This is a genomic window from Streptococcus sp. P25B114 (assembly GCF_053010325.1).
On record NZ_JBRKNW010000026.1, the window covers coordinates 1 to 26930 of the forward strand.

The 26930-nt window shown below is 45.9% G+C and carries 24 protein-coding genes and 1 pseudogene; 16 read left to right on the top strand and 9 right to left on the bottom strand.

The annotated features are described in order from the left end of the window. Together ACVC7T_RS10065 and ACVC7T_RS10070 are read left to right on the top strand one after the other, a co-directional pair. Positions 1–675, top strand: a 675-nt coding sequence (locus ACVC7T_RS10065; RefSeq protein WP_447262892.1) for an LPXTG cell wall anchor domain-containing protein, incomplete at its 5' end; no start/stop codon positions are given. A 231-nt stretch (positions 676–906) separates the two neighbouring features. After that, positions 907–1137 (top strand): annotated as a pseudogene (locus tag ACVC7T_RS10070) (IS5/IS1182 family transposase); the annotation flags it as partial. Between the two features lie 458 nt (positions 1138–1595). Here the strand turns inward: ACVC7T_RS10070 and ACVC7T_RS10075 are convergent. The 7 genes from ACVC7T_RS10075 to ACVC7T_RS10105 all read right to left on the bottom strand — a co-directional run bounded on the left by ACVC7T_RS10075 (position 1596) and on the right by ACVC7T_RS10105 (position 8577). Next, positions 1596–2759: a carbohydrate-binding domain-containing protein gene (locus tag ACVC7T_RS10075; RefSeq protein WP_447262900.1), complete on the bottom strand. Its 1164-nt coding sequence runs from the start codon at positions 2757–2759 to the stop codon at positions 1596–1598. Between the two features lie 21 nt (positions 2760–2780). Further along, positions 2781–3452 carry a DUF4956 domain-containing protein gene (locus tag ACVC7T_RS10080; protein ID WP_394736157.1) on the bottom strand — a complete coding sequence of 224 codons (672 nt, stop codon included), beginning with the start codon at positions 3450–3452 and terminating at the stop codon, positions 2781–2783. Further along, positions 3436–4179, bottom strand: a complete 744-nt coding sequence (locus ACVC7T_RS10085) for a polyphosphate polymerase domain-containing protein (RefSeq protein WP_447262893.1) — start codon at positions 4177–4179, stop codon at positions 3436–3438. The genes ACVC7T_RS10080 and ACVC7T_RS10085 overlap by 17 nt, the downstream gene beginning before the upstream one ends. 152 nt (positions 4180–4331) lie before the next feature. Continuing rightward, positions 4332–6044, bottom strand: coding sequence for a dihydroxy-acid dehydratase (ilvD, locus tag ACVC7T_RS10090; protein ID WP_447262894.1), 1713 nt, complete (start codon positions 6042–6044; stop codon positions 4332–4334). Between the two features lie 158 nt (positions 6045–6202). Then, positions 6203–6619, bottom strand: a complete 417-nt coding sequence (locus tag ACVC7T_RS10095; RefSeq protein WP_105161316.1) for a hypothetical protein — start codon at positions 6617–6619, stop codon at positions 6203–6205. Continuing rightward, positions 6600–7538: a phosphodiester glycosidase family protein gene (locus ACVC7T_RS10100; protein ID WP_447262895.1), complete on the bottom strand. Its 939-nt coding sequence runs from the start codon at positions 7536–7538 to the stop codon at positions 6600–6602. Before ACVC7T_RS10100 ends, ACVC7T_RS10095 begins: the two co-directional genes overlap by 20 nt. Then, on the bottom strand, positions 7525–8577 hold the full coding sequence (locus tag ACVC7T_RS10105; protein WP_447262896.1) for a glycosyltransferase: 1053 nt from the start codon (positions 8575–8577) through the stop codon (positions 7525–7527). The genes ACVC7T_RS10100 and ACVC7T_RS10105 overlap by 14 nt, the downstream gene beginning before the upstream one ends. A gap of 182 nt (positions 8578–8759) precedes the next feature. On the opposite strand from ACVC7T_RS10105, the gene ACVC7T_RS10110 reads away from it, so the two are divergent. The 6 genes from ACVC7T_RS10110 to ACVC7T_RS10135 all read left to right on the top strand — a co-directional run bounded on the left by ACVC7T_RS10110 (position 8760) and on the right by ACVC7T_RS10135 (position 15275). Beyond that, positions 8760–10502 (top strand): acetolactate synthase large subunit, encoded by a 1743-nt coding sequence (locus tag ACVC7T_RS10110; RefSeq protein WP_447262897.1) that lies wholly within the window; start codon positions 8760–8762, stop codon positions 10500–10502. Continuing rightward, on the top strand, positions 10495–10971 hold the full coding sequence (gene ilvN / locus ACVC7T_RS10115; protein ID WP_105111535.1) for an acetolactate synthase small subunit: 477 nt from the start codon (positions 10495–10497) through the stop codon (positions 10969–10971). Before ACVC7T_RS10110 ends, ilvN begins: the two co-directional genes overlap by 8 nt. 192 nt (positions 10972–11163) lie before the next feature. After that, complete coding sequence (gene ilvC / locus ACVC7T_RS10120; RefSeq protein WP_105111536.1) at positions 11164–12186, top strand: ketol-acid reductoisomerase; 1023 nt, start codon at positions 11164–11166, stop codon at positions 12184–12186. Positions 12187–12809: 623 nt separating this feature from the next. Next, a complete protein-coding gene (gene ilvA, locus ACVC7T_RS10125; RefSeq protein ID WP_105161312.1) occupies positions 12810–14060 on the top strand; it encodes a threonine ammonia-lyase IlvA in 1251 nt (416 codons plus the stop codon). A 40-nt stretch (positions 14061–14100) separates the two neighbouring features. Continuing rightward, a complete protein-coding gene (locus ACVC7T_RS10130; protein ID WP_394719450.1) occupies positions 14101–14979 on the top strand; it encodes an SPFH domain-containing protein in 879 nt (292 codons plus the stop codon). 86 nt (positions 14980–15065) lie between these two features. Further along, on the top strand, positions 15066–15275 hold the full coding sequence (locus ACVC7T_RS10135) for a capsule biosynthesis transcriptional regulator (protein ID WP_024391394.1): 210 nt from the start codon (positions 15066–15068) through the stop codon (positions 15273–15275). A gap of 347 nt (positions 15276–15622) precedes the next feature. Here ACVC7T_RS10135 and ACVC7T_RS10140 read toward each other — a convergent pair whose 3' ends face one another. Both ACVC7T_RS10140 and ACVC7T_RS10145 read right to left on the bottom strand, forming a co-directional pair. After that, entirely contained in the window at positions 15623–16363 is a 741-nt protein-coding gene (locus ACVC7T_RS10140) for an amino acid ABC transporter ATP-binding protein (protein ID WP_105111539.1), read from the bottom strand. Further along, positions 16356–17921 (bottom strand): ABC transporter substrate-binding protein/permease, encoded by a 1566-nt coding sequence (locus tag ACVC7T_RS10145; protein WP_394731650.1) that lies wholly within the window; start codon positions 17919–17921, stop codon positions 16356–16358. Before ACVC7T_RS10145 ends, ACVC7T_RS10140 begins: the two co-directional genes overlap by 8 nt. Before the next feature lie 292 nt (positions 17922–18213). On the opposite strand from ACVC7T_RS10145, the gene ACVC7T_RS10150 reads away from it, so the two are divergent. From ACVC7T_RS10150 to sufB, 8 genes are all read left to right on the top strand, one after another. Further along, entirely contained in the window at positions 18214–19050 is an 837-nt protein-coding gene (locus ACVC7T_RS10150) for an undecaprenyl-diphosphate phosphatase (RefSeq protein WP_105111541.1), read from the top strand. A gap of 118 nt (positions 19051–19168) precedes the next feature. Continuing rightward, positions 19169–19876, top strand: coding sequence for an adaptor protein MecA (mecA, locus tag ACVC7T_RS10155; RefSeq protein ID WP_172068288.1), 708 nt, complete (start codon positions 19169–19171; stop codon positions 19874–19876). Then, the gene (locus ACVC7T_RS10160) at positions 19873–21054 is read left to right on the top strand and encodes a glycosyltransferase family 4 protein (protein WP_172022404.1); all 1182 of its coding nucleotides are present in this window, start codon (positions 19873–19875) and stop codon (positions 21052–21054) included. Before mecA ends, ACVC7T_RS10160 begins: the two co-directional genes overlap by 4 nt. 170 nt (positions 21055–21224) lie before the next feature. Next, the gene (gene sufC, locus ACVC7T_RS10165) at positions 21225–21998 is read left to right on the top strand and encodes a Fe-S cluster assembly ATPase SufC (protein WP_105111544.1); all 774 of its coding nucleotides are present in this window, start codon (positions 21225–21227) and stop codon (positions 21996–21998) included. A 16-nt stretch (positions 21999–22014) separates the two neighbouring features. Next, positions 22015–23277, top strand: a complete 1263-nt coding sequence (gene sufD, locus ACVC7T_RS10170; protein WP_447262898.1) for a Fe-S cluster assembly protein SufD — start codon at positions 22015–22017, stop codon at positions 23275–23277. A gap of 1 nt (position 23278) precedes the next feature. Further along, complete coding sequence (locus ACVC7T_RS10175) at positions 23279–24505, top strand: cysteine desulfurase (protein ID WP_447262899.1); 1227 nt, start codon at positions 23279–23281, stop codon at positions 24503–24505. After that, positions 24492–24932, top strand: coding sequence for a Fe-S cluster assembly sulfur transfer protein SufU (sufU, locus tag ACVC7T_RS10180; protein ID WP_105160834.1), 441 nt, complete (start codon positions 24492–24494; stop codon positions 24930–24932). The genes ACVC7T_RS10175 and sufU overlap by 14 nt, the downstream gene beginning before the upstream one ends. A 104-nt stretch (positions 24933–25036) precedes the next feature. Next, on the top strand, positions 25037–26452 hold the full coding sequence (gene sufB, locus ACVC7T_RS10185; RefSeq protein ID WP_002938151.1) for a Fe-S cluster assembly protein SufB: 1416 nt from the start codon (positions 25037–25039) through the stop codon (positions 26450–26452). Positions 26453–26930: the final 478 nt, after the last annotated feature.

The window sequence follows — 26930 nt, forward strand, 5'->3', positions numbered from 1 at the left end:
GTCGCTAACTGGATCCCTGAAATTCCTGCTACACCAGAGAATCCAACTCCAGTTAACCCAGTGATCCCTTATCCATTCGACCCAACGAACCCAGATAAGCCAATCGATCCAACATCACCTTACCCAGGTGGAGGAGTTCCATCAATCCCTCATGTACCAGGTTATGTGCCAGTTGATCCTAAGACTAACGAGCCATTGAAACCGGTTGACCCAACGGATCCTAAGAAAGGGTATGTTCCACCAGTTCCAACAACGCCAGGTGAGAACACACCAATCCCTTACGTACCTGTAACACCAACTAAGAATGTTGTAACAAACCACGTTGATGAAGATGGCAACCCAATTGCACCGCAAGAAGAAGGTACAACGCCTAACAAGTCAATCCCGGGTTATGAGTATGTACGTACAGTTGTAGATGCAGATGGTAACACAACCCACATCTACCGCAAGGTAAGCAACCCTGTTACACCAAAACCAGGAACTCCTACAAGTCCAGCACCTCAAGCACCTGCGACACCAAAACCACAGGCTCCTGTAGCTCCAACAACTGATAAAGCTGGTGCAGCTCAATTGCCAAACACTGGTGAAGCATCATCTGCGGCAGCAATTCTTGGTGCAGGTATGCTAGTTGCAGCACTTGCGCTTGCAGGTAAACGTCGTCGTAACGAAGACTAATCTGTTCTCATTCGTACATGTCCTCCCACTATACAAGTAATGAATGAAAATAGAAAACGGAAAGCATAGCTTTCCCAATAGGCTGTCCCTACGCTAGTTGTGGGCAGATAAAAGGAAGAGAGAACATGTGTTCTCTCAGACTGAAGACAAAGTTCTTAGAATTGATTTTCTAAGGGCTTTTCTTCGTGTTTAGGAGTACAATATAATAAAAAGGACTTGTGAGGTTCTCCTATGCTACACAAAGAAAAACCTGACTATAACTGCAATCAGTACGGTTTCTATACCCTTGACCAGCTTGTGCCTGCAGATCATTTCCTGCGCCAAGTTGATAAAGTTATCGATTTTGATTTTATCTACGGCTTAGTCGAAGAAGCCTATTCGTCTGACAATGGTCGTCCTAGTCTTGACCCTGTTATGCTGGTCAAAATCCCTATGGTTCAGTGTTTTTATGGCATTCGTTCCAAAGGAGGTATTTGCTTATTCTGCCCAAGTTGCCTGTGACAAGTACGGTTGGGCATCCGCTACCGGTGAACCCAATAGTGACTCCCAAGACTGACTATCGTGAGGTAGTGGATTAAAACGGTCTGGGGAGAGACCGTTTTAAGTCTGACGCTAGAAACCAAGACCGTCAGAGGAAGGGATGGTGAAATCGTTGCACTACGAACAGAAACGTGATACAAAGGCGTATATAGCGGATAAGGTGGCAAAGAACACCAAAGTCCAAAAAGGTAGTCGTATCAAATAGTGGCTCAGAGGTTGGTACTGAAACGTGCCATATCAAAACCAGTCCTCGCTAAACGTGGACTGGTTTCTTGCTAGATTATTATCTAAAACGACATGCGTTAAAAGTTAGTTGAACCGCTGTGTACCGAACGGCACGCACGGTGGTGTGAGAGGTACTAGTCTTAGTCCCTACTCGATTACCATCCACCGCGACCTCCAGGTGCGCCCCCCATTGCGCCGGGGCCGGTTTGGACAATTTCAGTTTGTATCTGGCCATTGACTGTGACATCTACACCTGTAAAGGAGACGGAACCGTCAAAGTCAAAGGCTGAAGTAGGTGCAGTTATGTCAATGGTGCCACCAGAAATGATCAAATCACCATTGGAATCAAAGGCATCCGTATCGCCATTTCCGACAGCAACGGTCAAATCACCCCCGGTGACCTTGATGAAGATATCGCTGGCTGTATCGCTTGCAGCATTGATGGCATCATCAGAACCATAAACATCCAAGGTTCCACCATTGATAGTGATATTGGTTCCTTCCAAGGCCTCGGTTGACTCAGTTACTTTAATCGAACCATCTTCAATGGTCAAGGCAGATTCGGCTTTGATACCGTCGTCACCAGCTGTGACAGTGATAGTTCCTCCCGTGATAGTGGTATTTCCTTTCGTAGTATCCTCGTCGTTTGTCGCCTTGATACCATCGCCACCTGCCATCACGTCAATCCTACCACCTGTGATGGTCAATGAATCCTTACCGCGAATACCGTCATCCTGAGCTGTTACCGTAATATTTCCAGCCTCGATGGTCAAGTCATCGGTAGAGACAATCCCGTCTTGGAAATTGCCTTCAACGGTCAGTTTACCATTGCCAGTGATAACTAAATCCGACTCCGAATGAATAGCCCCTTCAATATCTGCATCGGAATGAGTGCTAGTGTCTGAGACAGTATTTTCGGTGCCATCTTGCAAGTTAATTTCAAGATTATCAGCAGATAGGACATTGATAGCTGCGGTATCTGTGCTAGAAATGGTAGCTCCGGCCAAAATCAAACGCACATTTTCCTGAGTGTCAATGGTTACACCTTTTGTAGTCGAACCGCTTAGAATATAGGTTCCGCCTTCAGTGATGGTCAAGCCCTCGTCAGACAAGGTAACTTCTTGACTAGGGAGTGATGACCAATCAATGCTAGAAGTGCTTGCGGTGTTGCTCGTGCTTGAATTGATCGTCGTTACTTGGCTGTTGGCAATCGTCTTGCTGGTTTGGGTCTGTCCTTGGGCAGAAGAACAAGCGGCTAGCGTAGCGATAGTGAGGAGGGCAATGCCAGAGGTGAGTAGTTTTTTCGTCTTAGTTTTCATCATAATGATTTCCTTCTTCCTTTATAAATATTTCTTTTTAGGTGTCTGTTTATTGACAATGAAATTGAGTGGATTGGCTTCGACAATGGATTTTGTCAAGGCTTGGTCTGAGATGCTTGATTCCAAAACCAGAGAATATTCGAGGACCAGTGCCTGCTTTTTCTTTTTGTAGCTAATGGATAGGATTTCTTCCTCCTTACAAGCTGCTTTGAAGACCTTCTTGAAAAAATGTTGGTAATCAAAATCCAAGGGAACAGTTAGGAGAATGTGTCGTCTCCTGTGATCGGTTTGACCAAAATTCACAGTTTCAAAGAAGAGCATGGCGCCGCAGATGACGAGCGTCAGGAGGCTGGCCAGTCCCAGATAACCGGTTCCTGTTGCTAATCCGATGGCCATAGCCAGTAGGACTGCCAGCATTTCTTTGGAAGAGCCAGAGGCAGAGCGGAAGCGAATGAGACTAAAGGTCCCAGCGACGGCTAAGCTAGTCCCCAGACTGCCGTTGACCAAGAAGATGATAAAGGCAATCAGGGTTGGCATCAGGGTCAAAGTTATGACAAATTCCTTGCTGTAGCTGGATTTGTGCTTGTAGGTCATTGCCAGTAGATAACCCAGCACCAAGCTGATCCCCATAATTAAACTGATTTGCAGGGCGATGGAGCTGGTGGTAGATAAGATACTATCGAATAGGTGCATAGGCTATCAACTCCTTTTCTGGGCTAGTTGCGAGGCGGTAAGCCGTTCCGTATTTGGAGAAGGGTTTTCTCTCAATGGCGTGCTTTTCAAGGAGCGCGGATAGCCAATCTGGAATCGTCTCAGCTGCTTTGATTTCCATAATCATTAGGTCAGGGTCCAGCAGGACCTTTTCTTTTGCAGCTGATTTAAGAGCCGGATGTTGGTCTGAATAGGTAACGTTTTGGTCAATGGTCAAGCGGAGTTTTGGATCCTCTAGCCCCTTGAAGGACTGGCGTTCATAGCGAATGAGAATTTTCGGATAGAGATTGCCATACCATTTCCGAAGCGATTGAATTTCTTGGCAGACAGGTTGGTCTGTCAGGCTGCTGTCGCGCAAACCTGTACGGAGGAAATATTGAATAATGCGCGGTGTTGATTCCAGTCGGTACTTGTAACCAATGCCATCGATTTTTTTCTTGATTTCCAAAAAGGCGGTGCTGTTGGCATGAGGATGAGCATCGTAGAGCCGAATCCGAACCTTTTCACGCTGATACTTTTTGGCTAAGGCATCCTGCACCATGTCAAAATCCTCATTATCAAAATAAATGCTGGTAATGGTTGAATGAGCGTAGTCATCTGCAAGGAGATGGGGCTGGGCATCGCGGAGGAAGAGTCTCCAAGTTGCTTTGCTGAGGATGTATTTAGTTTCCCTACGTTTGAATTGTTTTTGGCTGATAGTGGTTTTCATATAAGACCTCTCCAATCTATTGTGCTGATGCTTGTTAGTATAAAGGTCAAATATTAAACAAAACTGAAAGAAATATTAAAGAAAGCTTAAAATTCAATTTTGGGCGAAAAAAATCCCCCATCACGAGGATAGGGAAAAATGGAGTAAATAGGTTATTTTCCTGAACGGTCGACATTCCAGAAATCTGTGACAGCGCCTTTAGAGGCAGAGGATACAGTGTGGGCGTATTTGCCGAGAACACCACGAGAGTAGAGTGGTGGAATAACAGTTGTTTTCTTGCGGTCTTCGATTTCTTGGTCAGAAACGTGCATGGTGATTTCTTTGGTATCTTGGTCCACCGTTACCAAATCGCCTGTACGCAGGTAGGCAATTGGACCACCATCCTGAGCCTCAGGAGCGATGTGGCCGACAACCAGACCATAAGTACCACCAGAGAAGCGACCGTCTGTCAGAAGGGCTACCTTGTCGCCTTGGCCTTTTCCGACAATCATAGATGAAAGCGACAGCATTTCCGGCATACCAGGACCACCTTTTGGACCAACATAACGAACTACGACTACATCGCCGTCGACAATATCGTCAGAAAGAACGGCTTCGATGGCATCTTCTTCTGAGTCAAAGACCTTGGCTGGACCAGTATGGTTACGGACTTTCACGCCTGAAACCTTGGCAACGGCACCATCTGGAGCCAAATTACCCTTGAGGATAATCAACGGACCGTCGGCACGTTTTGGATTTTCAAGTGGCATGATGACGTCTTGACCCGGTGTCAAGTCAGCGAAATCTTCCAAGTTTTCTGCGACAGTTTTACCGGTACAGGTGATACGGTCACCATGCAGGAAACCATTTTTCAGCAAGTATTTCATAACCGCTGGCACACCGCCGACATTGTAGAGGTCTTGGAAAACATACTTACCAGAAGGCTTGAGGTCAGCCAAGTGAGGTACTTTCTCTTGGAAATCATTGAAATCTTCCAAGGTCAAGTCAACGTTTGCAGCGTGAGCAATGGCTAGCAAGTGAAGAGTAGCGTTGGTGGAGCCACCGAGTGCCATGGTAACAGTGATAGCATCTTCAAAGGCTTCGCGAGTCATTATGTTAGACGGCTTGATACCCAGTTCCAACATGCGGACCACAGCGCGTCCCGCTTCTTCAATATCTGCTTTTTTCTCAGGAGATTCGGCAGGATGAGATGATGAACCCGGAATGGACATTCCCATGACCTCGATAGCTGTTGCCATGGTATTGGCCGTGTACATACCGCCACAACCACCGGGCCCCGGACAGGCATTGCACTCAAGCGCCTTAACTTCTTCGTCGGTCATATCGCCGTGGTTCCATTTTCCAATACCTTCAAATACCGAAACCAAATCAATATCCTTGCCGTTCAGATTTCCCGGAGCGATGGTGCCACCGTAGGCAAAGATTGCAGGAATATCCATATTGGCAATGGCAATCATAGAGCCCGGCATATTCTTGTCACAGCCACCGATTGCTACAAAAGCATCGACATTGTGTCCGCCCATAGCAGCCTCAATAGAGTCAGCAATGATATCACGTGAAGTCAAGGAGAACCGCATACCAGGAGTTCCCATAGCGATTCCGTCTGCAACGGTGATGGTACCGAATTGAACTGGCCAAGCGCCAGCATCTTTGACCCCTTCTTTGGCTAATTTTCCGAAGTCGTGCAAGTGAATATTACAAGGCGTATTTTCAGCCCAGGTCGAAATCACACCGACAATCGGCTTTTCAAAACTATCATCGGTCATGCCTGTGGCACGCAACATAGCGCGGTTGGGCGATTTGACCATCGAATCGTAAACAGAGCTGCGATGACGGAGGCTTTTCAGTGTATCTTTATCAGTCATTTCTCTTCTCCCTATCTTTCTGGTGATTAGTTCCCTTATTATACCATAGTTATGAGGGAAATGAAAAAGGATTTGTCAAATGATGTGAAATTTCTGAATTTTGCAAAAATAAACATAATAGCCTTGGATGTTCCAAAGGCTGTTCTAGTTTGTTTTTGTTACTGAGTAGTTGATTGGGGCTGTGCTTTCCTGTTTCCGGTAAAGAAGAGGCTAATCAAGGCAAGAACTAAGAATCCTGCGCCGATAAACCAATAGGGTTGGTCCAAGGTGGTTGAACGACCAGACAGGTTGATGATGCCACGGAGGAGAAAACCTGCTGTAATGGTTGCAACACCTGAATTCCAGAGATTATAGGTCAGGCGAGAGAGTGTGCGATGGATGGTCATCAAGCCAAGTAGAAGACTTCCACCGATTAGGGTTACGCAGAACAGATAGTGCATATGGAAAGCTGTTTCTCCATAACTGAGGCTTTCATAGACCCGACTGAAGATGAAGAGGAAGGATGTTAGTGCTAAATAAGTGATAAATGTGCGAATAGTGCGTTTGTTTTCTGTATTAGTAGCCGATGTAGACAATGTCGCTCACCGCCCTTTCTGAGATAGTATTTCCGTTTGTTGTTGGGTTGTTAATCACTTGACCGTTGAAGTAGAGGGTTGATGAACCACCGCCGTCTAGGTTGTAGGCAGTTGTTGCTCCGTATTGTTTAATAACTTCTGCCAGTTGATAGAGGGATAGACCTTCACTTTCAGAAGTACGACCGTCTGCCACAACGATGATATAGTGGTTTTCATCAATGATACCAATGGCTGAACGAGGGTTGGAAAACATGGCCCGTCCAACTTCTGTTGATGTATCCACCACGATTTCACCATTTTCTACCAAGGTTGGCCCGAAGGCGAGCAAGTTGACAACGCCATTGTCAATTAACTCTTGAGCTGTTATTTCATTTTCATAGATAATTTCAAATGAGCCGTCAGCATAAATTGCCAAGTCACCATAAGAAGCATTGTCACGGACGGTATCACGGTAGAGGACACCATTCTTGATGACGTAACCTGTTGAGTTGGCACCGTAGTAGTCGCCGTTGACCGCCAAGATGGCATTGTTGGCTGCAGCGGTTGCAGATGTTTTGGCTGTGACGTTGGTACCATAAGTATTTTGAGCTAAGGCTGTTTTCAAGTATTCAGCTGAGCTGACTTGGATATCCGCTACATAGACAGTTGTGTTGTTGGTTGTAATGGTTTCGAGTGTGATTTGGATGTTGTCATCAGCGTAAGAGGTATCAGTTGTTGTCACATTGGTTGCGGTTGTTGCAGCGGTGCTACTTGCTGCTGTACTGGAATTTGTCGTCGCTGCAGCGGTTGTCGTTGCTGATTCTACTGTTGTAATAGCTTCAGAGAGGACAAAGGTTTTGAGCATGGAGTAGGTGAAACCACCAGTGAGTAATGTGCCGAATAGTGATGCGTATATAAAGGGTTTTTTAAGCAATTTCATGGGCAAGTGCCTTCCTTTCATTGAAAATAATATGTTTTTGAATATACCAAGAGAAGAAAAAGAGGGAAAGGCCAACTGTGATTTTCACCAAATAAAGATTCAATCCAAATAGTTGGTGGAAAATATAAATCAGAGAGGTGTCGCAGATGAAGAGGGCCAAAGCTAGGGTCAAATAACCGAGGCCAGTAGTTTGGACGCTCTGCTCGCTTTGAAAGACCAACTTTTTATTGAGGTAATAATTGGACAGAGAGCTGGTAAGACGAGCTAAGCCATTAGCAATGAGGATATGAATACCCGAGGGCAGAGCAGTCAAACTTGCGATAAGCAGGGCATAGGCACCGTAGTCTACCAGAAAGCCGCCAAGTGAGGCCAAAGCAAATTTGAAGAGGTTTTTGTAGATGAGTAAGCCATCCTTGATAGGTCGGAAATGCGAGCTAGCATTATCATCTATATAAATGGTCTGAATGGGAACCTCGGTAATGGGGAACTCTTGGCTAGCTTGAGTCAGCATATTCATTTCGTACTCATAACGTTGGCCTTCGATTTTCAGCATAAAGGGCAGGAGCTTGGAATGAAAGGCACGTAGACCAGTCTGGGTATCGCTAACCTTGACACCAGTTTGAAGGCGGAAGAGTAGACGGGTCAGCTTATTACCAAAACGACTGCGGAAAGGCACATCATTGCTAAATTGACGGACTCCCAGAACCAAGTGATTGGGCAAATTCATAGCAGCCCGGGCCACTCTATCCATATCGTTGACGGAGTGCTGGCCGTCCGCATCAGCTGTTACGATGACAGAATTGGAGTCACATTCTTGAATATATTGAAAAGCAGTTTTCAAGGCCTGGCCTTTTCCTAAATTACGCTCGTGGTGAAGAACGGTTGCGTAGGAACTAGCTTGCTCGATGATGGCTTTCGAAGCTTCAGTGCTTCCGTCGTTAACTACAATAATCTTGCAATTGAGCCGATACTTCAAAGCGTTCAATAGCTCCAGTAATTTCTGATCTGGCTGATAGGCGGGGATGATGACATAATACATGGGAATACCTCGTTTCGTTTTTTGCTATACACCCACTATAGAGGAGTTTTCTGAAAGAAATCTGAAAATAGCCTACATCTTGATTTGACTTAAGTTTGGTTTAAGATTTCGGCTTGAAATAAGGAAAACGAATAAATGTAGGAATTTTCAGAATATTCCTTGACATTTAAGTTCCATGTGTTATGATAGTAGATACAACATTGCAGAGAGGAGGAATACATGTGCAAGAAATCCAATTAGATCAACCGCGTTCAGGTTCCTATTTAATCTTAGATAGCTTGCATCAATTGGGTGTGGACCTGGTCTTTGGCTATCCAGGCGGGGCAGTCCTCCCCTTATATGATGCTATCTATCAATACGAGGGGATTCAGCACGTCTTGGCTCGTCACGAACAAGGAGCGGTCCACGAGGCGGAAGGCTATGCCAAATCATCAGGAAAGGTGGGCGTAGCCATCGTCACATCTGGACCAGGGGCAACTAATGCCATTACAGGGATAGCGGATGCCATGGGTGACAGCGTGCCTCTTCTGGTTTTCACAGGACAGGTTGCGACGCGCGGTATCGGTAAGGATGCCTTCCAGGAGGCCGATGTCATTGGTATGACCATGCCAATCACCAAATACAATTACCAGATTCGGGACACAGCAGATATTCCTCGAGTGATTACAGAAGCCTATCATATTGCGACCACAGGCCGTCCAGGTCCAGTAGTCATCGATGTGCCAAAGGATATCCAGGAAAGAATTGTTGAAGCCTATCACGATCCGACGGTTCATTTGCCAAGCTACCAACCAACGGTAGAGCCAAATGGTTTGCAGGTCAAGAAAATTCTCCAGCAGCTCAGTCGGGCCAAAAAGCCAGTGATTTTGGCTGGTGGTGGGGTCAACTATGCAGAAGCCCAGGAAGAATTGATTGCTTTTGCAGAGAAATACCGCTTGCCTGTTGTTTCAACCCTGCTTGGGTTAGGAGCCATGCCGATTGAACACGAATTAGCCCTAGCGATGGGTGGCATGCACGGAACTTACTCAGCCAATATGGCCATGAATGATGCGGATTATATTATCAACATCGGTGCCCGCTTTGATGATCGCCTGACGGGAAATCCGACAACCTATGCGCCTAATGCGACTATTGCGCACGTGGACATTGACCCAGCAGAGATTGGCAAGGTCGTGAAGACGGCAATTCCAGTAGTCGGAGATGCCAAAGCGACCTTACAAGCCCTGTTGAAATGCGAAACCGTTGAGACAGACTATGCTGACTGGACGGAGCAGGTATTGGACAACAAGCGTCGAGCACCTTTCTGGTATGAGGAAGATGCCAACTTTATCAAGCCACAAGCAGCTATCGAGCTGATTGGTCAATTGACAAATGGCGATGCTATCATCGTGACAGATGTGGGACAACACCAGATGTGGGCGGCTCAATTCTATCCTTACAAGCACCAGCGCCAGCTGATTACTTCGGGCGGCATGGGGACTATGGGATTCGGAATTCCAGCAGCAATCGGCGCTAAACTAGCCAATCCAGACAAGGAAGTTGTAGTCTTTGTCGGTGACGGTGGTTTCCAGATGACCAACCAGGAATTGGCTATCCTCAATGGCTATGGTGTGCCCATCAAGGTTGTCTTGATTAATAACCATTCCCTGGGTATGGTTCGTCAGTGGCAAGAATCCTTCTATGAAGAACGTCGCAGTCAGTCAGTATTTGATGCAGAGCCAAACTTCCAGCTCCTAGCGGAAGCCTATGGTATCAGCCATTACAGTTTTGACAATTCGGCGACCTTGGCAGAAGATATGAAGGTCATCTTGGAAAACAAACCAATGCTGATTGAGGTCCATATCTCCAAGGCCGAACATGTGGTGCCAATGGTACCAGCCGGCAAGAGCAATGCGGAAATGTTGGGGGTGAAGTTCAATGCGTAGAATGTTAACAGCAAAATTACGAAATTCTTCAGGTGTCCTCAACCGCTTTACAGGTGTCCTATCCCGGCGCCAAATCAATATTGAATCCATTTCAGTCGGCCCGACCGAAGTTGCAGGTATTTCTCGGGTAACGGTCATCGTTGATGTTGCGACCATGGACGAAGTGGAACAAATTATCAAGCAACTCAATCGCTTGATTGATGTGGTCCGTGTCCGCGATTTGACAGACATTCCGCACTTGGAACGGGAAGTGATTCTGATTAAAATCGTTGCTCCGCCAGCTAAGCGGGCAGAAATTTTAGCCATTATCCAACCCTTCCGTGCCAGCGTTGTCGATGTGGCACCTCACTCCATTACCATTCAGATGACTGGTGACGGAGACAAGATTGACGCCCTCCTGCGTGTGATTCAGCCTTATGGCATTAAGAACATTGCTAGGACAGGGGCAACTGGTTTCAGTCGTGACTAACCTAGTCACTCACTTGTCTTTTGCTTCGTCGTTAGCTCGGCTTGGCATACCTCAGTATAGCCTTCGCCTCACTGCCTAGAATTAAAAGAAAGTTGAGCAACTAGGGATGCACATGATAGACAAAATTACAGAATGTTCATTTTCTTTGAACATCCGAATTTATAAGTAAAAAAATAGAAAAGAGATTAACAAATGGCAGTAGCAATGCAATATGAAAAAGATGTAACAGTTCCAGCACTTGACGGCAAACGTATCGCCGTTATCGGTTATGGTTCACAGGGCCATGCCCATGCCCAAAACTTGCGTGACACAGGACACGATGTTATCATCGGCGTGCGTGCTGGTAAATCTTTTGATAAGGCAAAAGAAGATGGCTTTGAGACTTTTGAAGTAGCTGAAGCAGCAAAACAAGCGGATGTTATCATGATTTTGGCTCCAGACGAAATCCAAGCAGACCTTTACAATGAAGAAATCGCTCCAAACTTGGAGGCAGGAAATGCCCTTGGTTTCGCTCACGGTTTCAACGTTCATTTTGAATTTATCAAGGTTCCTGCTGATGTAGACGTCTTCATGTGTGCGCCAAAAGGTCCTGGTCACCTTGTTCGTCGTACTTTTGAAGAAGGTTTCGGTGTTCCAGCGCTTTACGCTGTCTATCAAGACGCTACTGGCAATGCCAAGCACATCGCTATGGACTGGGCTAAAGGTGTTGGTTCTGCCCGTGTTGGTCTCTTGGAAACAACCTTCAAAGAAGAAACGGAAGAAGATTTGTTCGGTGAGCAAGCCGTTCTCTGTGGTGGTTTGACTGCCCTTATGCAGGCTGGTTTTGAAGTCTTGACAGAGGCTGGCTATGCGCCAGAATTGGCTTACTTTGAAGTATTGCACGAAATGAAACTCATCGTTGACCTTGTTTACGAGGGTGGTTTCAAGAAAATGCGTCAGTCTATCTCAAATACTGCTGAATACGGTGACTACGTATCAGGTCCACGCGTGATTACTGACCAAGTTAAAGAAAACATGAAAGCTGTATTGGCAGACATCCAGTCTGGAAAATTCGCCAACGACTTTGTCAACGACTACAAGGCTGGTCGCCCACAAATGGAAGCCTTCCGTAAAGAAGCTGAAAACCTTGAAATCGAAAAAGTCGGTGCAGAACTCCGCAAAGCAATGCCATTCGTAGGCCGCAACGACGACGATGCGTTTAAGATTTATAACTAAAACAGTCCAGTGGACTGTTTTAGCCCTCGCCTAAAAACGAGAAAGCGAGGTAAGTCCAGTGGACTGTTTTAGCCCTCGCCCAAAAACGAGAAAGCGAGGTAAGTCCAGTGGAGTGAAAGAGTCTGGGGATAGACTCTTTCAGCTGGTCGCCTAGAAATGTGAGAGCGACCATACGCCCTCGCTTGACAACAAGAGAGCGAGGCAGCCTACGGATAGGCTATTCTAGCCCTTACCCAGAAATACGAAAGCAAGGTAGTTGAGGTGGACTATTTTAACCCGAGTTTGACAACAAGAGAGCGAGGCAGCCTACGGATAGGCTATTCTAGCCCTTGCCCAGAAATACGAAAGCAAGGCCAGGGGAAGTTTGTCTACCGACAAACTCTATATCCAACCTTCAACAGCTCCCCAAACTGTTGAAGTCCAATCTCGAAATCGTAGAGTTAGGTAGCTCTACTTGAATTAGAAGTCTCGGGGTTCTGGTCAAAGAATAGTAAAGAGCTGGCTTGCCAGCTCTTTTGACCATTCTGAGAAAATAAAAAATATTTGTGAATTTTGATTATAAATCCTATGTTTATTTCAGGATTTTTGGTACAATATTTATAATAGAAAGAAATAAGTGCAATATGATTTCAGCAAAGAACATTGAGCAGGCCTATTCTGTTCTCAAAAATGTGGTGGTTAAGACACCGCTAGATTATAATCGTTACCTGTCAGAGCGTTATGGAGCCGATATTTATATCAAACGGGAAAACGAGCAGCGGGTCCGTTCCTTCAAGATTCGAGGGGCTTATTACGCTATTTCCCAATTGACGGATGCGGAAAAAGAGCGAGGGGTTGTCTGTGCTTCAGCGGGCAACCATGCCCAGGGAGTAGCCTATACCTGCCAGGAAATGCAGATTCCTGCTACAATTTTCATGCCCATTACAACGCCGCAGCAGAAGATCGGTCAGGTCAAGTTCTTTGGTGGGGAATTTGTGGACATTCGCTTGGTGGGTGATACTTTTGATGAATCGGCTCAGGCTGCTCAAGACTATACCCAGGAAAGTGGAAAAACCTTCATCGATCCCTTTAATGATGATAATGTTCAGGCAGGTCAGGGGACTGTTGCCTACGAAATCTTGGACGAGGCCCAGGAACAATCGATTGATTTTGATCAGATTTTGGTTCCCGTTGGTGGTGGTGGTCTGATTGCAGGTGTTTCGGCTTATTTGAAGGAACAGGCACCAGGCATCAAGATTGTAGGTGTTGAGGCTAGCGGAGCACGTTCGATGAAGGCTGCTTTTGATAAGGGAAGACCTGTTAAGCTGGCTGAAATTGACAAGTTTGCGGACGGAATTGCTGTTCAAAAAGTCGGTGCAAGCACCTACGAAGTTGCTCGTAAACATGTAGACAAGCTGATTGGTGTTGATGAAGGTTGGATTTCAGAAACCATTTTGGACCTTTATTCTAAATTGGGAATTGTCGCTGAACCGGCTGGTGCTGCGACTATTGCTGCACTTGAGGTTGTCAAGGACCAAATCAAGGGGCAGACCATCTGTTGTATCATTTCAGGTGGTAACAATGACATCAACCGCATGCCAGAAATGGAAGAGCGAGCTCTGATTTACGAGGGAATCAAGCATTATTTCGTCGTCAATTTCCCCCAACGGCCGGGTGCCCTGCGCGAATTTGTAAACCATATTCTCGGACCGAATGATGACATTACACGGTTTGAGTATATCAAGCGGGCCAATAAGGGAACAGGTCCAGTTCTCATCGGGATTGCTTTGGGCGATAAGAATGACTATGCGGACTTTATTCAGCGCTTGGAAGATTTTGACCCACAATATATCAATTTGCACGAAAATGACTCACTCTATAAAATGTTGGTGTAAGATGTTAGCTTAGGAGGTTATTATGGCACCTATATTGTTTATGTTTACTCTCTTATTCGTCCTGCTTCTGGCCTTGATTTTGATTATTTCTGGCCTCTATGTGGTCAAGCAGCAGACGGTGGCTATTGTCGAGCGGTTTGGTAAGTACCAAAAAACGTCTACCTCAGGGATTAACTTTAAAATTCCTTTCGGTGTGGATGTCATTGCAGCTCGTATTCAGCTTCGGATGTTGCAAAGTGAAATCGTGGTTGAGACAAAGACCCAGGATAACGTATTTGTGACCATGAATGTGGCGACCCAATACCGGGTCAATGAAAATAACGTCACAGATGCCTACTACAAGCTCATGCACCCAGAGGCTCAAATCAAGTCCTATATTGAGGATGCCCTGCGCTCATCTGTGCCTAAATTGACTCTGGATGAATTGTTTGAGAAAAAAGATGAGATCGCCCTGGAAGTGCAGAAGCAGGTGGCAGAAGAGATGTCCACCTACGGCTACGTCATTGTCAAGACCCTGATTACCAAGGTTGAGCCAGATGCAGAGGTTAAGCAATCCATGAACGAAATCAACGCAGCCCAGCGGAAACGGGTTGCGGCCCAAGAATTGGCAGAGGCAGACAAGATAAAAATTGTCACTGCTGCAGAGGCAGAAGCTGAAAAAGACCGCCTGCACGGTGTGGGTATTGCCCAACAGCGTAAGGCTATTGTTGACGGTTTGGCAGATTCTATCCGTGAATTGAAAGATTCCAACGTCAGCATGTCAGAAGAGCAGATTATGTCTATCTTGTTGACCAACCAATACTTGGATACCTTAAATAATTTTGCACAAGGAGGTAATAATACAATCTTCTTACCGGGCAATCCGGAGGGTGTTGAAGACATTCGCACTCAAATATTGTCAGCTCTTTCTGTCAAATAATTGGTAAAAACCGAATACTTTACTTGACAAAATGAGCATAGCTGTATTATACTTAATTGCACGAATAAAAAGGAAAGGGGTTTCTCATGACTAGTTACGAAAAAGTTGCCGCAGTTGTAAACTGGGTACGTGAAAAGAAAATCACTGGTTACCGTATCAGTAAAGAGACCAACGCTCGTGAAATGTCAGTTATCGCTCTTGCACAAGGACGTGCAAAAATCGACAACATCTCATTCGCGACAGCTTTGGGCTTGATTGATTTTTACGACAAAAACCACAAAAAATTTGAAAACTAATCTAGGTAAACTTACCTAGAAAAACAAGAAAGAGAGGTCTATGCCTCTCTTTTCTATTTGGAAAACAGTAAAAAAGTGCAAAAAATCACTACCTGTACTATACTGTAATTGAAATTTTTAAAGTTTAGGTGCTAGAACTGTTGCCTCAGTCCTAGCGCCTTTTCTTTTTGATTTTAGTTGAGTATAACACCGCAATCGGGGGAATAGAGTAGGATGGAAAAAGGGGGCCAACAAGATGTGTCCTGAAGGCAGTGACTCCCAGGCTTCATACTGTGGTAACAGGGGCCAGGTTTGCTTTGAAGTGTATTGGAGCCCAAAAAAATACCAGCTAGAGCTGGTATCAAGGCTTAACCGAGGAAACGTTTTAAGAATTCTTTGGTTCGTTCTTCTTTTGGATTTTCGAAGATTTGTTGAGGTGTGCCTTCTTCGGCGATGACGCCCTTGTCCATGAAGATGACACGGTCTGAAACGTCGCGGGCAAATTCCATTTCGTGGGTCACGATGACCATGGTCAAGCCAGACTCGGCCAATTCTTTCATGGTTTTGAGAACTTCACCCACCATTTCTGGGTCAAGGGCAGAAGTTGGTTCGTCGAAGAGAATAACTTCTGGATCGACTGATAGGGCGCGTGCAATGGCTACCCGTTGCTTTTGTCCACCAGAGAGCTGGCTTGGTTTAGCGGCCCAGTATTGCTCGGTCATGCCGACCTTGTTGAGGTTGGCTTTGGCAATTTTCTCTGCTTCAGCGCGGTCACGTTTGAGAACGGTCGTTTGGGCCACGATAGCATTTTCCAAAACATTGAGGTTGTTGAAGAGATTAAAGGATTGGAAAACCATGCCTAATTTCTCACGGTAGGTGGTCAGGTCATAGCCCTTGGCCAAAACGTCTTGACCGTGGTAGAGGATGGTGCCTTCCGTCGGTGTTTCCAAAAGGTTGATAGAACGGAGGAAGGTTGATTTTCCAGAACCGGAAGAGCCGATAATGGAGATAACCTCGCCTTTTTCAACGGTTACTGAAATGTCCTTGAGGACTTGGTTTTGACCGTAGGATTTTTTCAGATTCTTGATTTCCAGGATGGTATTAGACATGTGGAACCTCCTCGATTTGCATTTGGTTGGCACCTGTCGTGTAATTGTCCATATCGAAACGTTTTTCGACAGAACGCAGGATGCGGGTTACAGTGAAGGTCAAGATGAAGTAGATAATGGCAATCACAGTGAAGGTTTGGAAATATTGGTAAGTCTGGGTCGCGACAGTATTTCCTGAAAAATAAAGCTCAACCACAGAGATAACGTTGAGGACAGATGTATCCTTGATATTTATGACAAATTCGTTACCAGTTGCTGGAAGAATGTTGCGGATAACCTGTGGCAAGACAATCTTACGCATGGTTTGATTGTGGGTAAATCCAAGCGCAGTTGCTGCTTCAAATTGCCCCTTGTCAACAGCGAAGATACCACCGCGGACAATTTCACTCATGTAGGCACCAGTGTTGATAGAAACGATGAAAATAGCTGCCAGAGTGCGGTCTAGGTTAAGCCCAAAGGCCTGGGCGGTACCGTAGTAGATAACCATAGATTGTACAATCATTGGGGTACCACGGAATACCTCAATGTAGATATTAATCAGCCAACCGAGAACTTTTTGTCCCATAGCAGCGACCTTGTTTTCAGCTTTTGGAGCAGTGCGGAAGACACCAATCAAAAGACCAATTAGCGTACCGATGATGGTACCCAAGATGGAAATCAAGAGGGTCATACCAGTTCCGCGTAGGAGTTGTTGCCAGTTGTTGACGATGATATTCCAGACCTGTGTAAAGAAGCTTGGTTGCGCGTCGGTTGCTTCTTCGACCGGCTGATTTTCAATCATATTGTCCATCAATGCAACTTGGTCGTCTTCAGAAATGGTCGCAAGGACTTGGTTGACCTGTGCAAGTCGTGCATCATCCTTACGCATACCGACTGCAATGGTCACGTCCTCGGCATTGGTTTCAAAACCTTCTGAAAGCTCGACCATCTTGAAAGCCTTATTAGCAGCCTCAGCGGTACGGCCTTCCGGACGCTCAGACACGTAGGCATCAATAATACCAGCCTCCAGGGCCTGACGAATTTGCGAGAAATCCCCCATGGCTGTCTGCTTGTTTGCGCCTTCGATCTGGTCAATCAGGTCGTAGAGGTAGACACCTTGTTGCGCAGTGATTTTTGCACCTGCAAAGTCAGCCAGTTTGCTGGCTGTTGCATATTGACTATCTGCACGAACTACCAATGTCGGAATGGAAGTGTAGTAGCTGTCAGAAAAGGCGATTTCTTTCTTGCGCTCTTCTGTTGGGCTCATCCCGGCGATGATCATGTCAATCTTACCAGAAGTCAATGCTGGAACCAGACCTTCCCACTTGGTTTTGACCACCAAGAGTTCCTTGTCCATGGATTCTGCAATTTTTTTGGCGATTTGCACGTCGTATCCGTTAGCGTATTGGTTGGTCCCTTCGATAGGGGCAGCACCATTACTGTCGTCTTCCTGGGTCCAGTTGAAAGGTGCATAGGCAGCTTCCATCCCGACACGCAGGTATTCATCTGCACGAACGCCTGTAGTGACTGAAAAAACAGCCAGTAGGGTCAGCAGGAAAATACTGAGTTTATGTTTCATAATATCTCCTTATAAAATGTATTGTACCATTGTATAAAAAATTCTGAAAAATTTCAATACGATTGCTTTTTTATTCACAATTATTGTATAAATGTTCTTTGAGCGATAGCATCAAACTATATTTGGCTCTTTATTTCTCTCATCTTTCGTGGTATAATGTCTAAAGTATCTAGAGCATGATTGGTTTTAAAGAATTAAAAGTATCTTTTATAAAAAAGTCCCTGGTGAGCAAGTTATCTCTTTCCTATGGTATCGCTCGCTGGTCAATGCAGGTTCTTAAAAGGAGTATCCTATGTTTATCGAATTATTGAAAGCCATTTTCTTAGGCATTGTTGAAGGAATTACGGAATGGTTGCCAGTTTCCTCTACTGGTCATTTGATTTTGGTCCAGGAATTTATTCAGTTCAACCAGTCGGATAGCTTTGTGGAGATGTTCAACATTGTTATCCAGTTGGGGGCGATTTTGGCCGTTATGACCATCTATTTCCATCGCCTTAATCCTTTCCAGCCTGGCAAAAGCAAGCGTGAGATTCAGTTGACCTGGCAGCTATGGGCCAAGGTTGTCATTGCTTGTATTCCATCCATCTTGGTGGCCCTGCCCTTTGATAGCTGGTTTGAGGCCCACTTCAACTTTATGGTGCCCATCGCCATTGCCTTGATTGTCTATGGTATTGCCTTTATCTGGATTGAAGAGCGCAATAAGAGAGTCCAGCCTACAGTGACGGACTTGGCGTCCATGCCTTATAAGACGGCTCTGTTTATCGGTCTCTTCCAGGTTTTGGCCATTATTCCAGGGACTAGCCGTTCTGGGGCGACAATTTTGGGGGCCATTATTCTTGGGACCAGTCGTTCGGTGGCAGCTGACTTTACCTTCTTCTTAGCCATTCCTACCATGTTTGGCTATAGCGGGCTCAAGGCGGTCAAGTATTTTATCGACGGCAATACGCTGGATTTTGAACAGGTCTTGATTCTCTTGGTCGCATCGGTAACGGCCTATCTTGTTTCTGTCGTTGTCATCCGGATGCTGACAGATTATGTGAAGAAACATGATTTTACAGTGTTTGGTTACTATCGGATTATCCTGGGGGCCATTCTATTGGTTTATTCTTTCTTGAAGTTTATTTCCTAAAAGCAGGCTGTCCTGCTTTTCTTTTGTTTTTCCGACGGCAATTTAGTATAATGGTGAGAGATTTGTATGAGAATGTGGCCTATTTGTTGGAAAATCTAGGCAGATGTATGAGGTAAGTATGAAAGTGAAACAAATTAGTGATTCGACCTTGAAAATCACTATTCTATTAGATGATTTGGAAGAAAGAGGCATGGAGATTGCGGATTTTCTTATGCCCCATGAGAAGACGGAGGAATTCTTTTATTCTGTTTTAGATGAATTGGAGTTGCCCCTGACATTTCGAGAAAGTGGCATGCTCAGTTTTCGCGTAACGCCCAAGCCTGACAAGGTCGATATTTTTGTAACCAAGTCAGAGATTGATAAGCACATCAACTTTGAGGACTTGGCTGACTTTGATAATCTCGATGAGGTCAGTCAGATGACGCCGGCGGATTTTCTTCAGTCTTTGGAGAAAACCCTGAAAGATAAGAGCGCCTATGACAAGGATGCGGTACAGCGTCTGGCAGATATAGAGGCTGAAGAAGAGGCAGAGCCCTATATCTACTACGTTCTGCACTTTGATCATTTGCACGAAGTGGTTCAATTCGCCCAGGCCATCGATGTGGATTTTGAAGAATCAGAGCTCTACAAGATGAACGATGACTACTTTATGACTGTCCTCTTGGATGTGAGTGACCGTTCCGCAGATTATCCAGATTACCTCCTGTCTAGAATGTTGGAGTACACGGACGACTCTACCGTGACCCGTCCTGTTCTGCAGGAACATGGCCAAGTCTTGTTGCCTCTAGCCGCTGTTGAGGAATTGAAGAAGGTAAGTCTTGCATGATGCCTTTTGCTTTGAAATATGTCCTCATCCTGATTGGAACCTTGATTACCTCGGTCATTCTGACGCCTCTGATCCGTTTTCTGGCTTTTAAAATTGGGGCGGTGGACCATCCAAATGCCCGCAGAATTAATAAGGTACCCATGCCAACGGCTGGTGGCCTAGCTATTTTTATCACCTTTTCGGCTGCGGTTCTCTTCTTTCTACCGCAAATCGTTACCTATGTGAGCCATAAGGGAACCTATTTTGACTACGTTCTTCCCTTGGTTCTGGCGAGTGGTATGGTGGTGGTGACAGGCTTGGTGGATGATATCAAGGAGCTCAGTCCTTTGCCCAAATTCCTTGGGATAACAGCTGCGGCCCTAGTCATTTGGTTCTTCACGGATTTCCATTTTGATGCCTTTAAACTGCCTTTTGGTGGCCCCTATATTGAGTTTCCGACCTGGTTGTCCTTTTTCCTCACCATGCTCTGGATTGTAGCCATTACCAATGCGGTTAATTTGATTGACGGCTTGGACGGGCTGGTTTCAGGGGTATCGATTATTTCGCTGACCACCATGGGCCTGGTTTCCTATTTCTTCCTGGTGGAGAGCGAGATTTATTTGACCTTGACCTTATTTGTCTTGGTTGTTGCGATTGTCGGGTTCCTGCCCTATAATTACAATCCGGCCATTATCTATCTTGGTGATACGGGAGCCCTCTTTATTGGCTTCATGATTGGTGTTTTGTCCCTCCAAGGTCTGAAAAATTCGACTGCTGTTGCTGTTGTGACGCCCATGATTATTCTGGGAGTACCGATTACAGATACGGTTGTGGCCATTATTCGTCGAATTCTGTCGGGCAAGAAAATTTATGAAGCAGACCGGATGCATCTCCACCATCGCCTCCTGTCCCTGGGCTTGACCCATCGGGGAACAGTCTTGGTTATCTATGGAATTTCCTTCCTGTTCTCATTGATTTCCCTCTTGTTCAATGTGTCCAGTCGTGTCGGCGGTGTATTGTTGATCTTATCTGCAGGATTCGGCCTGGTTCTCTTTTGTGAACTCATCGGTATTTTCGGTGAAAATCGAACGCCCCTCCTCAATCTTCTGCGCTTTATTGGCAACAGTGGTTATCGACAGGAACGGGTGGCTGACTGGAAAGAAAAACGAATTATTCGGAGAAATCAGAAGAAAGATTAAGTCTAGAAACATGGAAAGAGCCGATTGGCTCTTTTTTTGATATACTATGATAGATACTGTTCATTAAAATTTCCAGACAATGAGATTTTATGTGCGTCAAGGGGGGAGCTGCCTGGGTAGTTTTTCCCAGCATGTATAAGGGACAGGACAGAAAAATAAAGGAGCATACCATGTCAGTATTAGAAATCAAAGACCTTCATGTGGAAATTGAAGGCAAGGAAATCCTCAAGGGTGTCAATTTGACCCTCAAAACAGGTGAAATTGCAGCCATCATGGGACCAAACGGTACCGGTAAATCAACCCTTTCAGCAGCCATCATGGGCAATCCAAGCTACGAAGTGACGCAAGGGGAAGTCCTCTTTGACGGTGTCAATATCTTGGAATTGGAAGTGGATGAGCGCGCTCGTATGGGTCTTTTCTTGGCTATGCAGTACCCATCTGAAATTCCGGGTATTACCAATGCAGAATTCCTCCGTGCAGCTATGAATGCTGGCAAGGAAGACGAGGACAAAATCAACGTCCGCGACTTTATCACCAAGTTGGACGAGAAAATGGAACTCCTCAATATGAAAGAGGAAATGGCTGAGCGTTACCTCAACGAAGGTTTCTCTGGTGGTGAGAAAAAACGCAACGAAATCCTGCAATTGCTCATGTTGGAGCCAACTTTTGCCCTTCTGGACGAAATTGACTCAGGTTTGGACATTGACGCCCTCAAGGTCGTATCAAAAGGCATCAACGCTATGCGTGGCGAAGGTTTTGGTGCCATGATTATCACCCACTACCAACGCCTGCTTAACTACATCACGCCTGATGTGGTCCATGTCATGATGGAAGGTCGTGTCGTCCTGTCAGGCGGCCCTGAATTGGCGCAACGCTTGGAAAAAGAAGGCTATGTTAAGGTAGCTGCTGAGCTTGGCATCGACTACAAAGAAGATGACATTTAAGTCTTTGGAGGAACCTATGACCAAAGAATTGATACCAGAATTTTCACTCCAACAGGCCGAGCCAACATGGTTGACAGACCTACGTTTGGCGGCTTTTGGGAAAATAGCAGAGCTGGACTTGCCAGTTATCGAGCGGGTAAAATTTCACCGTTGGAATTTGGGTGACGGCAGTTTAGCCATCAACGATGCAGTAGGAAACGTACCGGATTTCACAGCTCTAGGTGACAATCCTATGCTGGTGCAAGTCGGTAGCCAGACGCTTTTGGAACAATTACCAGCAGACCTTGTCGAAAAAGGAGTAGTCTTTACAGACTTCACTTCGGCTTTGGAAGTCATTCCGGATATCATCGAGAAATACTTGGGCTCAGCAGTAGCCTACGACGAGCACAAATTGGCTGCCTACAATACAGCCTATTTCAACTCGACAGCCGTTCTTTACATTCCGGATAATGTTGAAATTGACCAGCCTGTCGAAGGTATTTTCTACCAAGACGCGACAAGTGGCGTGGCTTTTAACAAGCGCGTACTGATTATCGCAGGCAAGAACACCAAGCTCAATTATTTAGAACGATTTGAGAGCCTTGGCGACGACGCGGTGAAAACCTCTGCCAACATTGTGGTCGAAGTGATTGCCCAGGCAGGAAGCCAGATTAAGTTCTCAGCCATTGACCGCTTGGGGCAGCACCTGGATACCTATTTGACTCGCCGTGCGACCATTGGCAAGGATGCCAGCGTGGACTGGGCCATTGGCCTCCTTAACAAAGGAAATGTCGTCGCTGACTTGGATGCAGACCTCAAGGGAAATGGTAGCCATGCTAATCTCAAGGTGGTCGGCCTGTCAGCTGGCCGTCAGGTTCAGGGTGTCGATACCCGCGTGACCAACTACGGCAATAATTCGGTCGGTCATATCCTGCAACACGGGGTTATTTTGGAAAGTGGTACTCTTACCTTCAACGGCATTGGACACATTATTCGTGGTGCCAAGGGAGCAGATGCCCAGCAGGAAAGCCGCGTCCTTATGCTGTCTGACAAGGCGCGTTCCGACGCTAACCCAATCCTTCTCATTGATGAGAATGAAGTCACGGCCGGTCACGCAGCTTCTATCGGTCAGGTGGACCCAGAGGATATGTATTATCTCATGAGCCGTGGTTTGGATCGCGCGACAGCCGAGCGTCTGGTCATCCGTGGGTTCTTGGGAGCTGTTATCACAGAAATCCCAGTCAAGGAAGTCCGTGACGAGTTGATTGCCGTCATTGAAGAAAAACTAACAAAGAGATAAGATGATTGATTTTGAACGCATTCGCAAGGATTTTCCAATCCTAGACCAAGTGGTCAATGATGAGCTGCTGGTCTATTTGGATAATGCGGCGACCACTCAAAAACCGCAACAGGTACTAGATGTGCTGGCAGATTACTACCAGACAGACAATGCTAACGTCCACCGTGGTGTCCACACCCTTTCGGAACGGGCAACGGCTCGCTATGAAGACGCTCGGCAGAAGGTGGCTGATTTTATCCAGGCCAAATCTAGCAAGGAAATCCTCTTCACCAGAGGAACGACCACCGGTCTTAACTGGGTGGCTCAGTTTGCCAGAGAAATTCTCCAGCCAGACCAGGAAGTGATTATCTCGGTCCAAGAGCACCACTCCAATATCATCCCTTGGCAGCAAGCCTGTCAGAAAACAGGTGCCAAGCTCCGCTATGTGCCTCTAAAAGACGGCGAGTTGGATGTGGATAGCCTCAAGTCCATGCTCTCCGAAAAGACCAAGTTTGTCTCTCTGGCTCATGTGTCCAATGTCCTGGGCGGTGTGGCTCCTATCGGGGAAATAGCGGAGCTGGTGCATGAAGTTGAAGCCTACTTGGTGGTGGACGGAGCCCAGTCAGTTCCCCACATGGCTGTCAACGTACAAGAATTAGACGTGGACTTCTATGCCTTTTCAGGTCATAAAATGTTGGGGCCGACAGGAATCGGCGTCCTCTACGGCAAGGAAGAATTGCTCAATCGTATGTCGCCAGTTGAATTCGGGGGTGAAATGATTGAATTTGTCTATGAACAATACGCAACTTGGAAGGAACTACCTTGGAAATTCGAAGCGGGGACACCTAATATTGCGGGTGCTGTCGGACTTGCAGCTGCCATTGATTACTTAAATGACATCGGCATGGAGCATGTCCAGCAGCACGAGGAAGAATTGATTGCTTACATCTGGCCAAAATTGCAGGCCATTCCCGGCTTGACCATTTATGGCAGTCAGGATCTATCCAAGCGGACAGGGGTTATTGCCTTTAACTTGGACAACTTGCATCCACACGATGTGGCAACCGCTCTGGACTATGAAGGAGTTGCTGTGCGGGCTGGCCACCATTGTGCCCAACCGCTTCTCAGGTATTTGCAGGTACCAGCCACCGTTCGAGCAAGTTTTTACATCTACAATACCAAGGCTGACTGCGACAAGTTGGTCGAGGCAATTATCAAGACAAAGGAGTTTTTCAATGGCCCTATCTAGATTAGACTCTCTTTATATGGCAGTTGTGTCTGAGCACTCCAAGTCGCCTCGTCACCGCGGAAGTTTGGACGGAGTGGAAAAGTTGGAACTCCACAACCCAACCTGTGGCGATGTGATTGAACTATCAGTCAAGATTGAAAAAGATGTGATTACCGATATTGCTTTTGACGGAGTTGGCTGTACCATTTCAACCGCATCAGCTTCTATGATGACTGAAGCAGTGCTTGGCAAAGAAATCAGTCAGATTCAAGAACTAGCAGAAATTTTCTCACAAATGGTCCAAGGCCAAGAAGATGAACGTCAGAAGGAACTAGGAGACGCCTCCCTCCTCGCGGGTGTTGCCAAATTCCCTCAACGCATCAAATGTGCCACACTTCCATGGAATGCGATTAAGAAAGCACTGGAACGAAGTGAGAGTGCTGAATAAGCATCAATACAAACTCTAAAAATGAAAATCATATAGAAAGGATTGTTCAGTTTTTGATTGGAACTGAACAGGCCCAAGATTTATAGGGCTTAGTATCTTATATTATGTCAGAAGAAAGAATTGAACCAACCCCGATTGATCTTGGGGAATATAAATTCGGTTTCCATGATGAAAACGTGGAACTGGTAGCTTCGACTGGTAAGGGGTTGAACGAAGAAGTTATTCGTGAAATGTCCCGTATCAAAGGCGAGCCTGAATGGATGCTGGAATTCCGTCTCAAGTCCTATGAGACCTTCAAGAAAATGCCTATGCAGACTTGGGGTGCAGACCTATCTGAACTGGATTTTGATGATATTGTTTACTATCAAAAACCATCGGATAAACCGGCACGTAGCTGGGATGATGTACCAGACAAAATCAAGGAAACCTTTGAACGCATCGGTATCCCAGAAGCTGAGCGTGCTTACCTGGCAGGTGCTTCTGCCCAGTACGAATCAGAAGTGGTTTACCACAACATGAAGGAAGAGTACGACAAGCACGGCATTATCTTTACAGATACTGACACGGCTCTCAAGGAACATCCAGAGCTCTTCAAAAAATACTTTGGAAAACTCGTTCCGCCATCAGACAATAAACTGGCCGCCCTCAACTCAGCCGTTTGGTCAGGTGGTACCTTTATCTACGTGCCAAAAGGCGTCAAGTTAGATATTCCATTGCAGACTTATTTTCGTATCAACAACGAAGGAACAGGTCAGTTTGAGCGGACGCTGATTATTGTGGATGAGGGAGCAAGTGTTCACTACGTCGAAGGCTGTACAGCGCCGACCTATTCGACTGCCAGCCTGCACGCTGCCATCGTGGAAATCATTGCCCACGAAGGTGCCTACATGCGCTACACGACCATCCAGAACTGGTCTGACAATGTCTATAACCTCGTAACCAAGCGTGCTCGCGCAGAGAAAAATGCTACGGTCGAGTGGATTGACGGAAACCTCGGTGCCAAGACAACCATGAAATACCCGGCCGTTTATCTGGAAGGAGAAGGCGCGCGTGGAACCATGTTGTCCATCGCCTTTGCCAATAAAGGTCAGGTCCAAGACACGGGTGCCAAGATGATTCACAATGCACCACGGACCTCCTCGTCTATCGTATCCAAATCTATTGCCCGTGGCGGTGGAGAAGTTAACTACCGTGGTCAAGTAACTTTTGCCAAAAACTCGGCAAAATCTATCAGCCACATCGAGTGTGATACCATCATCATGGACGACATTTCCAAGTCGGACACTATCCCGTTCAACGAAATCCACAACTCACAAGTGGCCCTGGAACACGAAGCCAAAGTATCAAAAATCTCAGAGGAACAACTCTATTACCTCATGAGCCGCGGCCTATCTGAATCTGAAGCCACAGAGATGATTGTCATGGGCTTTGTCGAACCATTCACCAAAGAACTCCCAATGGAATACGCAGTCGAACTCAACAGACTGATTGCCTATGAGATGGAGGGGTCGGTTGGTTAGATTTTTGGCAATTTAGCAAACATGAGTTTGCTAAAAGCCAAAAAATCTCCAACCGACGTTGGAAATAGAGAGCGACGGCAGTCGCTCTTCTTTATAATCTTATAACAATTCCATTCCTTCCACGCTCGTCGTTTTCTGTAAGAAAACGATATGTAGCTAGGAGTTTCGTAGAAACTCTCTCCAACTGAAGTTGGAGATAAGGACTTGCGGTAGCGAGTCCACATTATAATAAAGTATACAACACATCCAAAGTAGCTTTAGGGCTACTTTTTGCATTGGTCCTCCCACCAAGGATTCTTAAAATAGGGAATCCTATCTAGCAACCATTAAAATTCAAAAAGCGAACAAGTTATACTTAACAAAAATCAAAAATAGCGATATGATAGTATTATGACAAAAGAATTTACCCAGACACAAGTTGAAGAATTAAAGCAAGCACTTAAAAACAAAAATAATGCTCCGCATCATAGAAAAATAC

What these genes read in the sequence shown, in the direction of transcription:
- sufB (WP_002938151.1), top strand. Translation starts at nt 25,037, where the DNA reads ATGTCAGAAGAAAGAATTGAACCAACCCCGATTGATCTTGGGGAATAT.
- ACVC7T_RS10105 (WP_447262896.1), bottom strand. Translation starts at nt 8,577, where the DNA reads ATGTATTATGTCATCATCCCCGCCTATCAGCCAGATCAGAAATTACTG.
- sufC (WP_105111544.1), top strand. Translation starts at nt 21,225, where the DNA reads ATGTCAGTATTAGAAATCAAAGACCTTCATGTGGAAATTGAAGGCAAG.
- ilvC (WP_105111536.1), top strand. Translation starts at nt 11,164, where the DNA reads ATGGCAGTAGCAATGCAATATGAAAAAGATGTAACAGTTCCAGCACTT.
- ACVC7T_RS10075 (WP_447262900.1), bottom strand. Translation starts at nt 2,759, where the DNA reads ATGAAAACTAAGACGAAAAAACTACTCACCTCTGGCATTGCCCTCCTC.
- ACVC7T_RS10135 (WP_024391394.1), top strand. Translation starts at nt 15,066, where the DNA reads ATGACTAGTTACGAAAAAGTTGCCGCAGTTGTAAACTGGGTACGTGAA.
- ACVC7T_RS10140 (WP_105111539.1), bottom strand. Translation starts at nt 16,363, where the DNA reads ATGTCTAATACCATCCTGGAAATCAAGAATCTGAAAAAATCCTACGGT.
- ACVC7T_RS10145 (WP_394731650.1), bottom strand. Translation starts at nt 17,921, where the DNA reads ATGAAACATAAACTCAGTATTTTCCTGCTGACCCTACTGGCTGTTTTT.
- ilvA (WP_105161312.1), top strand. Translation starts at nt 12,810, where the DNA reads ATGATTTCAGCAAAGAACATTGAGCAGGCCTATTCTGTTCTCAAAAAT.
- ACVC7T_RS10080 (WP_394736157.1), bottom strand. Translation starts at nt 3,452, where the DNA reads ATGCACCTATTCGATAGTATCTTATCTACCACCAGCTCCATCGCCCTG.
- sufD (WP_447262898.1), top strand. Translation starts at nt 22,015, where the DNA reads ATGACCAAAGAATTGATACCAGAATTTTCACTCCAACAGGCCGAGCCA.
- ilvD (WP_447262894.1), bottom strand. Translation starts at nt 6,044, where the DNA reads ATGACTGATAAAGATACACTGAAAAGCCTCCGTCATCGCAGCTCTGTT.
- ACVC7T_RS10110 (WP_447262897.1), top strand. Translation starts at nt 8,760, where the DNA reads ATGATAGTAGATACAACATTGCAGAGAGGAGGAATACATGTGCAAGAA.
- ACVC7T_RS10085 (WP_447262893.1), bottom strand. Translation starts at nt 4,179, where the DNA reads ATGAAAACCACTATCAGCCAAAAACAATTCAAACGTAGGGAAACTAAA.
- ACVC7T_RS10130 (WP_394719450.1), top strand. Translation starts at nt 14,101, where the DNA reads ATGTTTACTCTCTTATTCGTCCTGCTTCTGGCCTTGATTTTGATTATT.
- sufU (WP_105160834.1), top strand. Translation starts at nt 24,492, where the DNA reads ATGGCCCTATCTAGATTAGACTCTCTTTATATGGCAGTTGTGTCTGAG.
- ACVC7T_RS10160 (WP_172022404.1), top strand. Translation starts at nt 19,873, where the DNA reads ATGATGCCTTTTGCTTTGAAATATGTCCTCATCCTGATTGGAACCTTG.
- mecA (WP_172068288.1), top strand. Translation starts at nt 19,169, where the DNA reads ATGAAAGTGAAACAAATTAGTGATTCGACCTTGAAAATCACTATTCTA.
- ACVC7T_RS10175 (WP_447262899.1), top strand. Translation starts at nt 23,279, where the DNA reads ATGATTGATTTTGAACGCATTCGCAAGGATTTTCCAATCCTAGACCAA.
- ACVC7T_RS10100 (WP_447262895.1), bottom strand. Translation starts at nt 7,538, where the DNA reads ATGAAATTGCTTAAAAAACCCTTTATATACGCATCACTATTCGGCACA.
- ACVC7T_RS10150 (WP_105111541.1), top strand. Translation starts at nt 18,214, where the DNA reads ATGTTTATCGAATTATTGAAAGCCATTTTCTTAGGCATTGTTGAAGGA.
- ilvN (WP_105111535.1), top strand. Translation starts at nt 10,495, where the DNA reads ATGCGTAGAATGTTAACAGCAAAATTACGAAATTCTTCAGGTGTCCTC.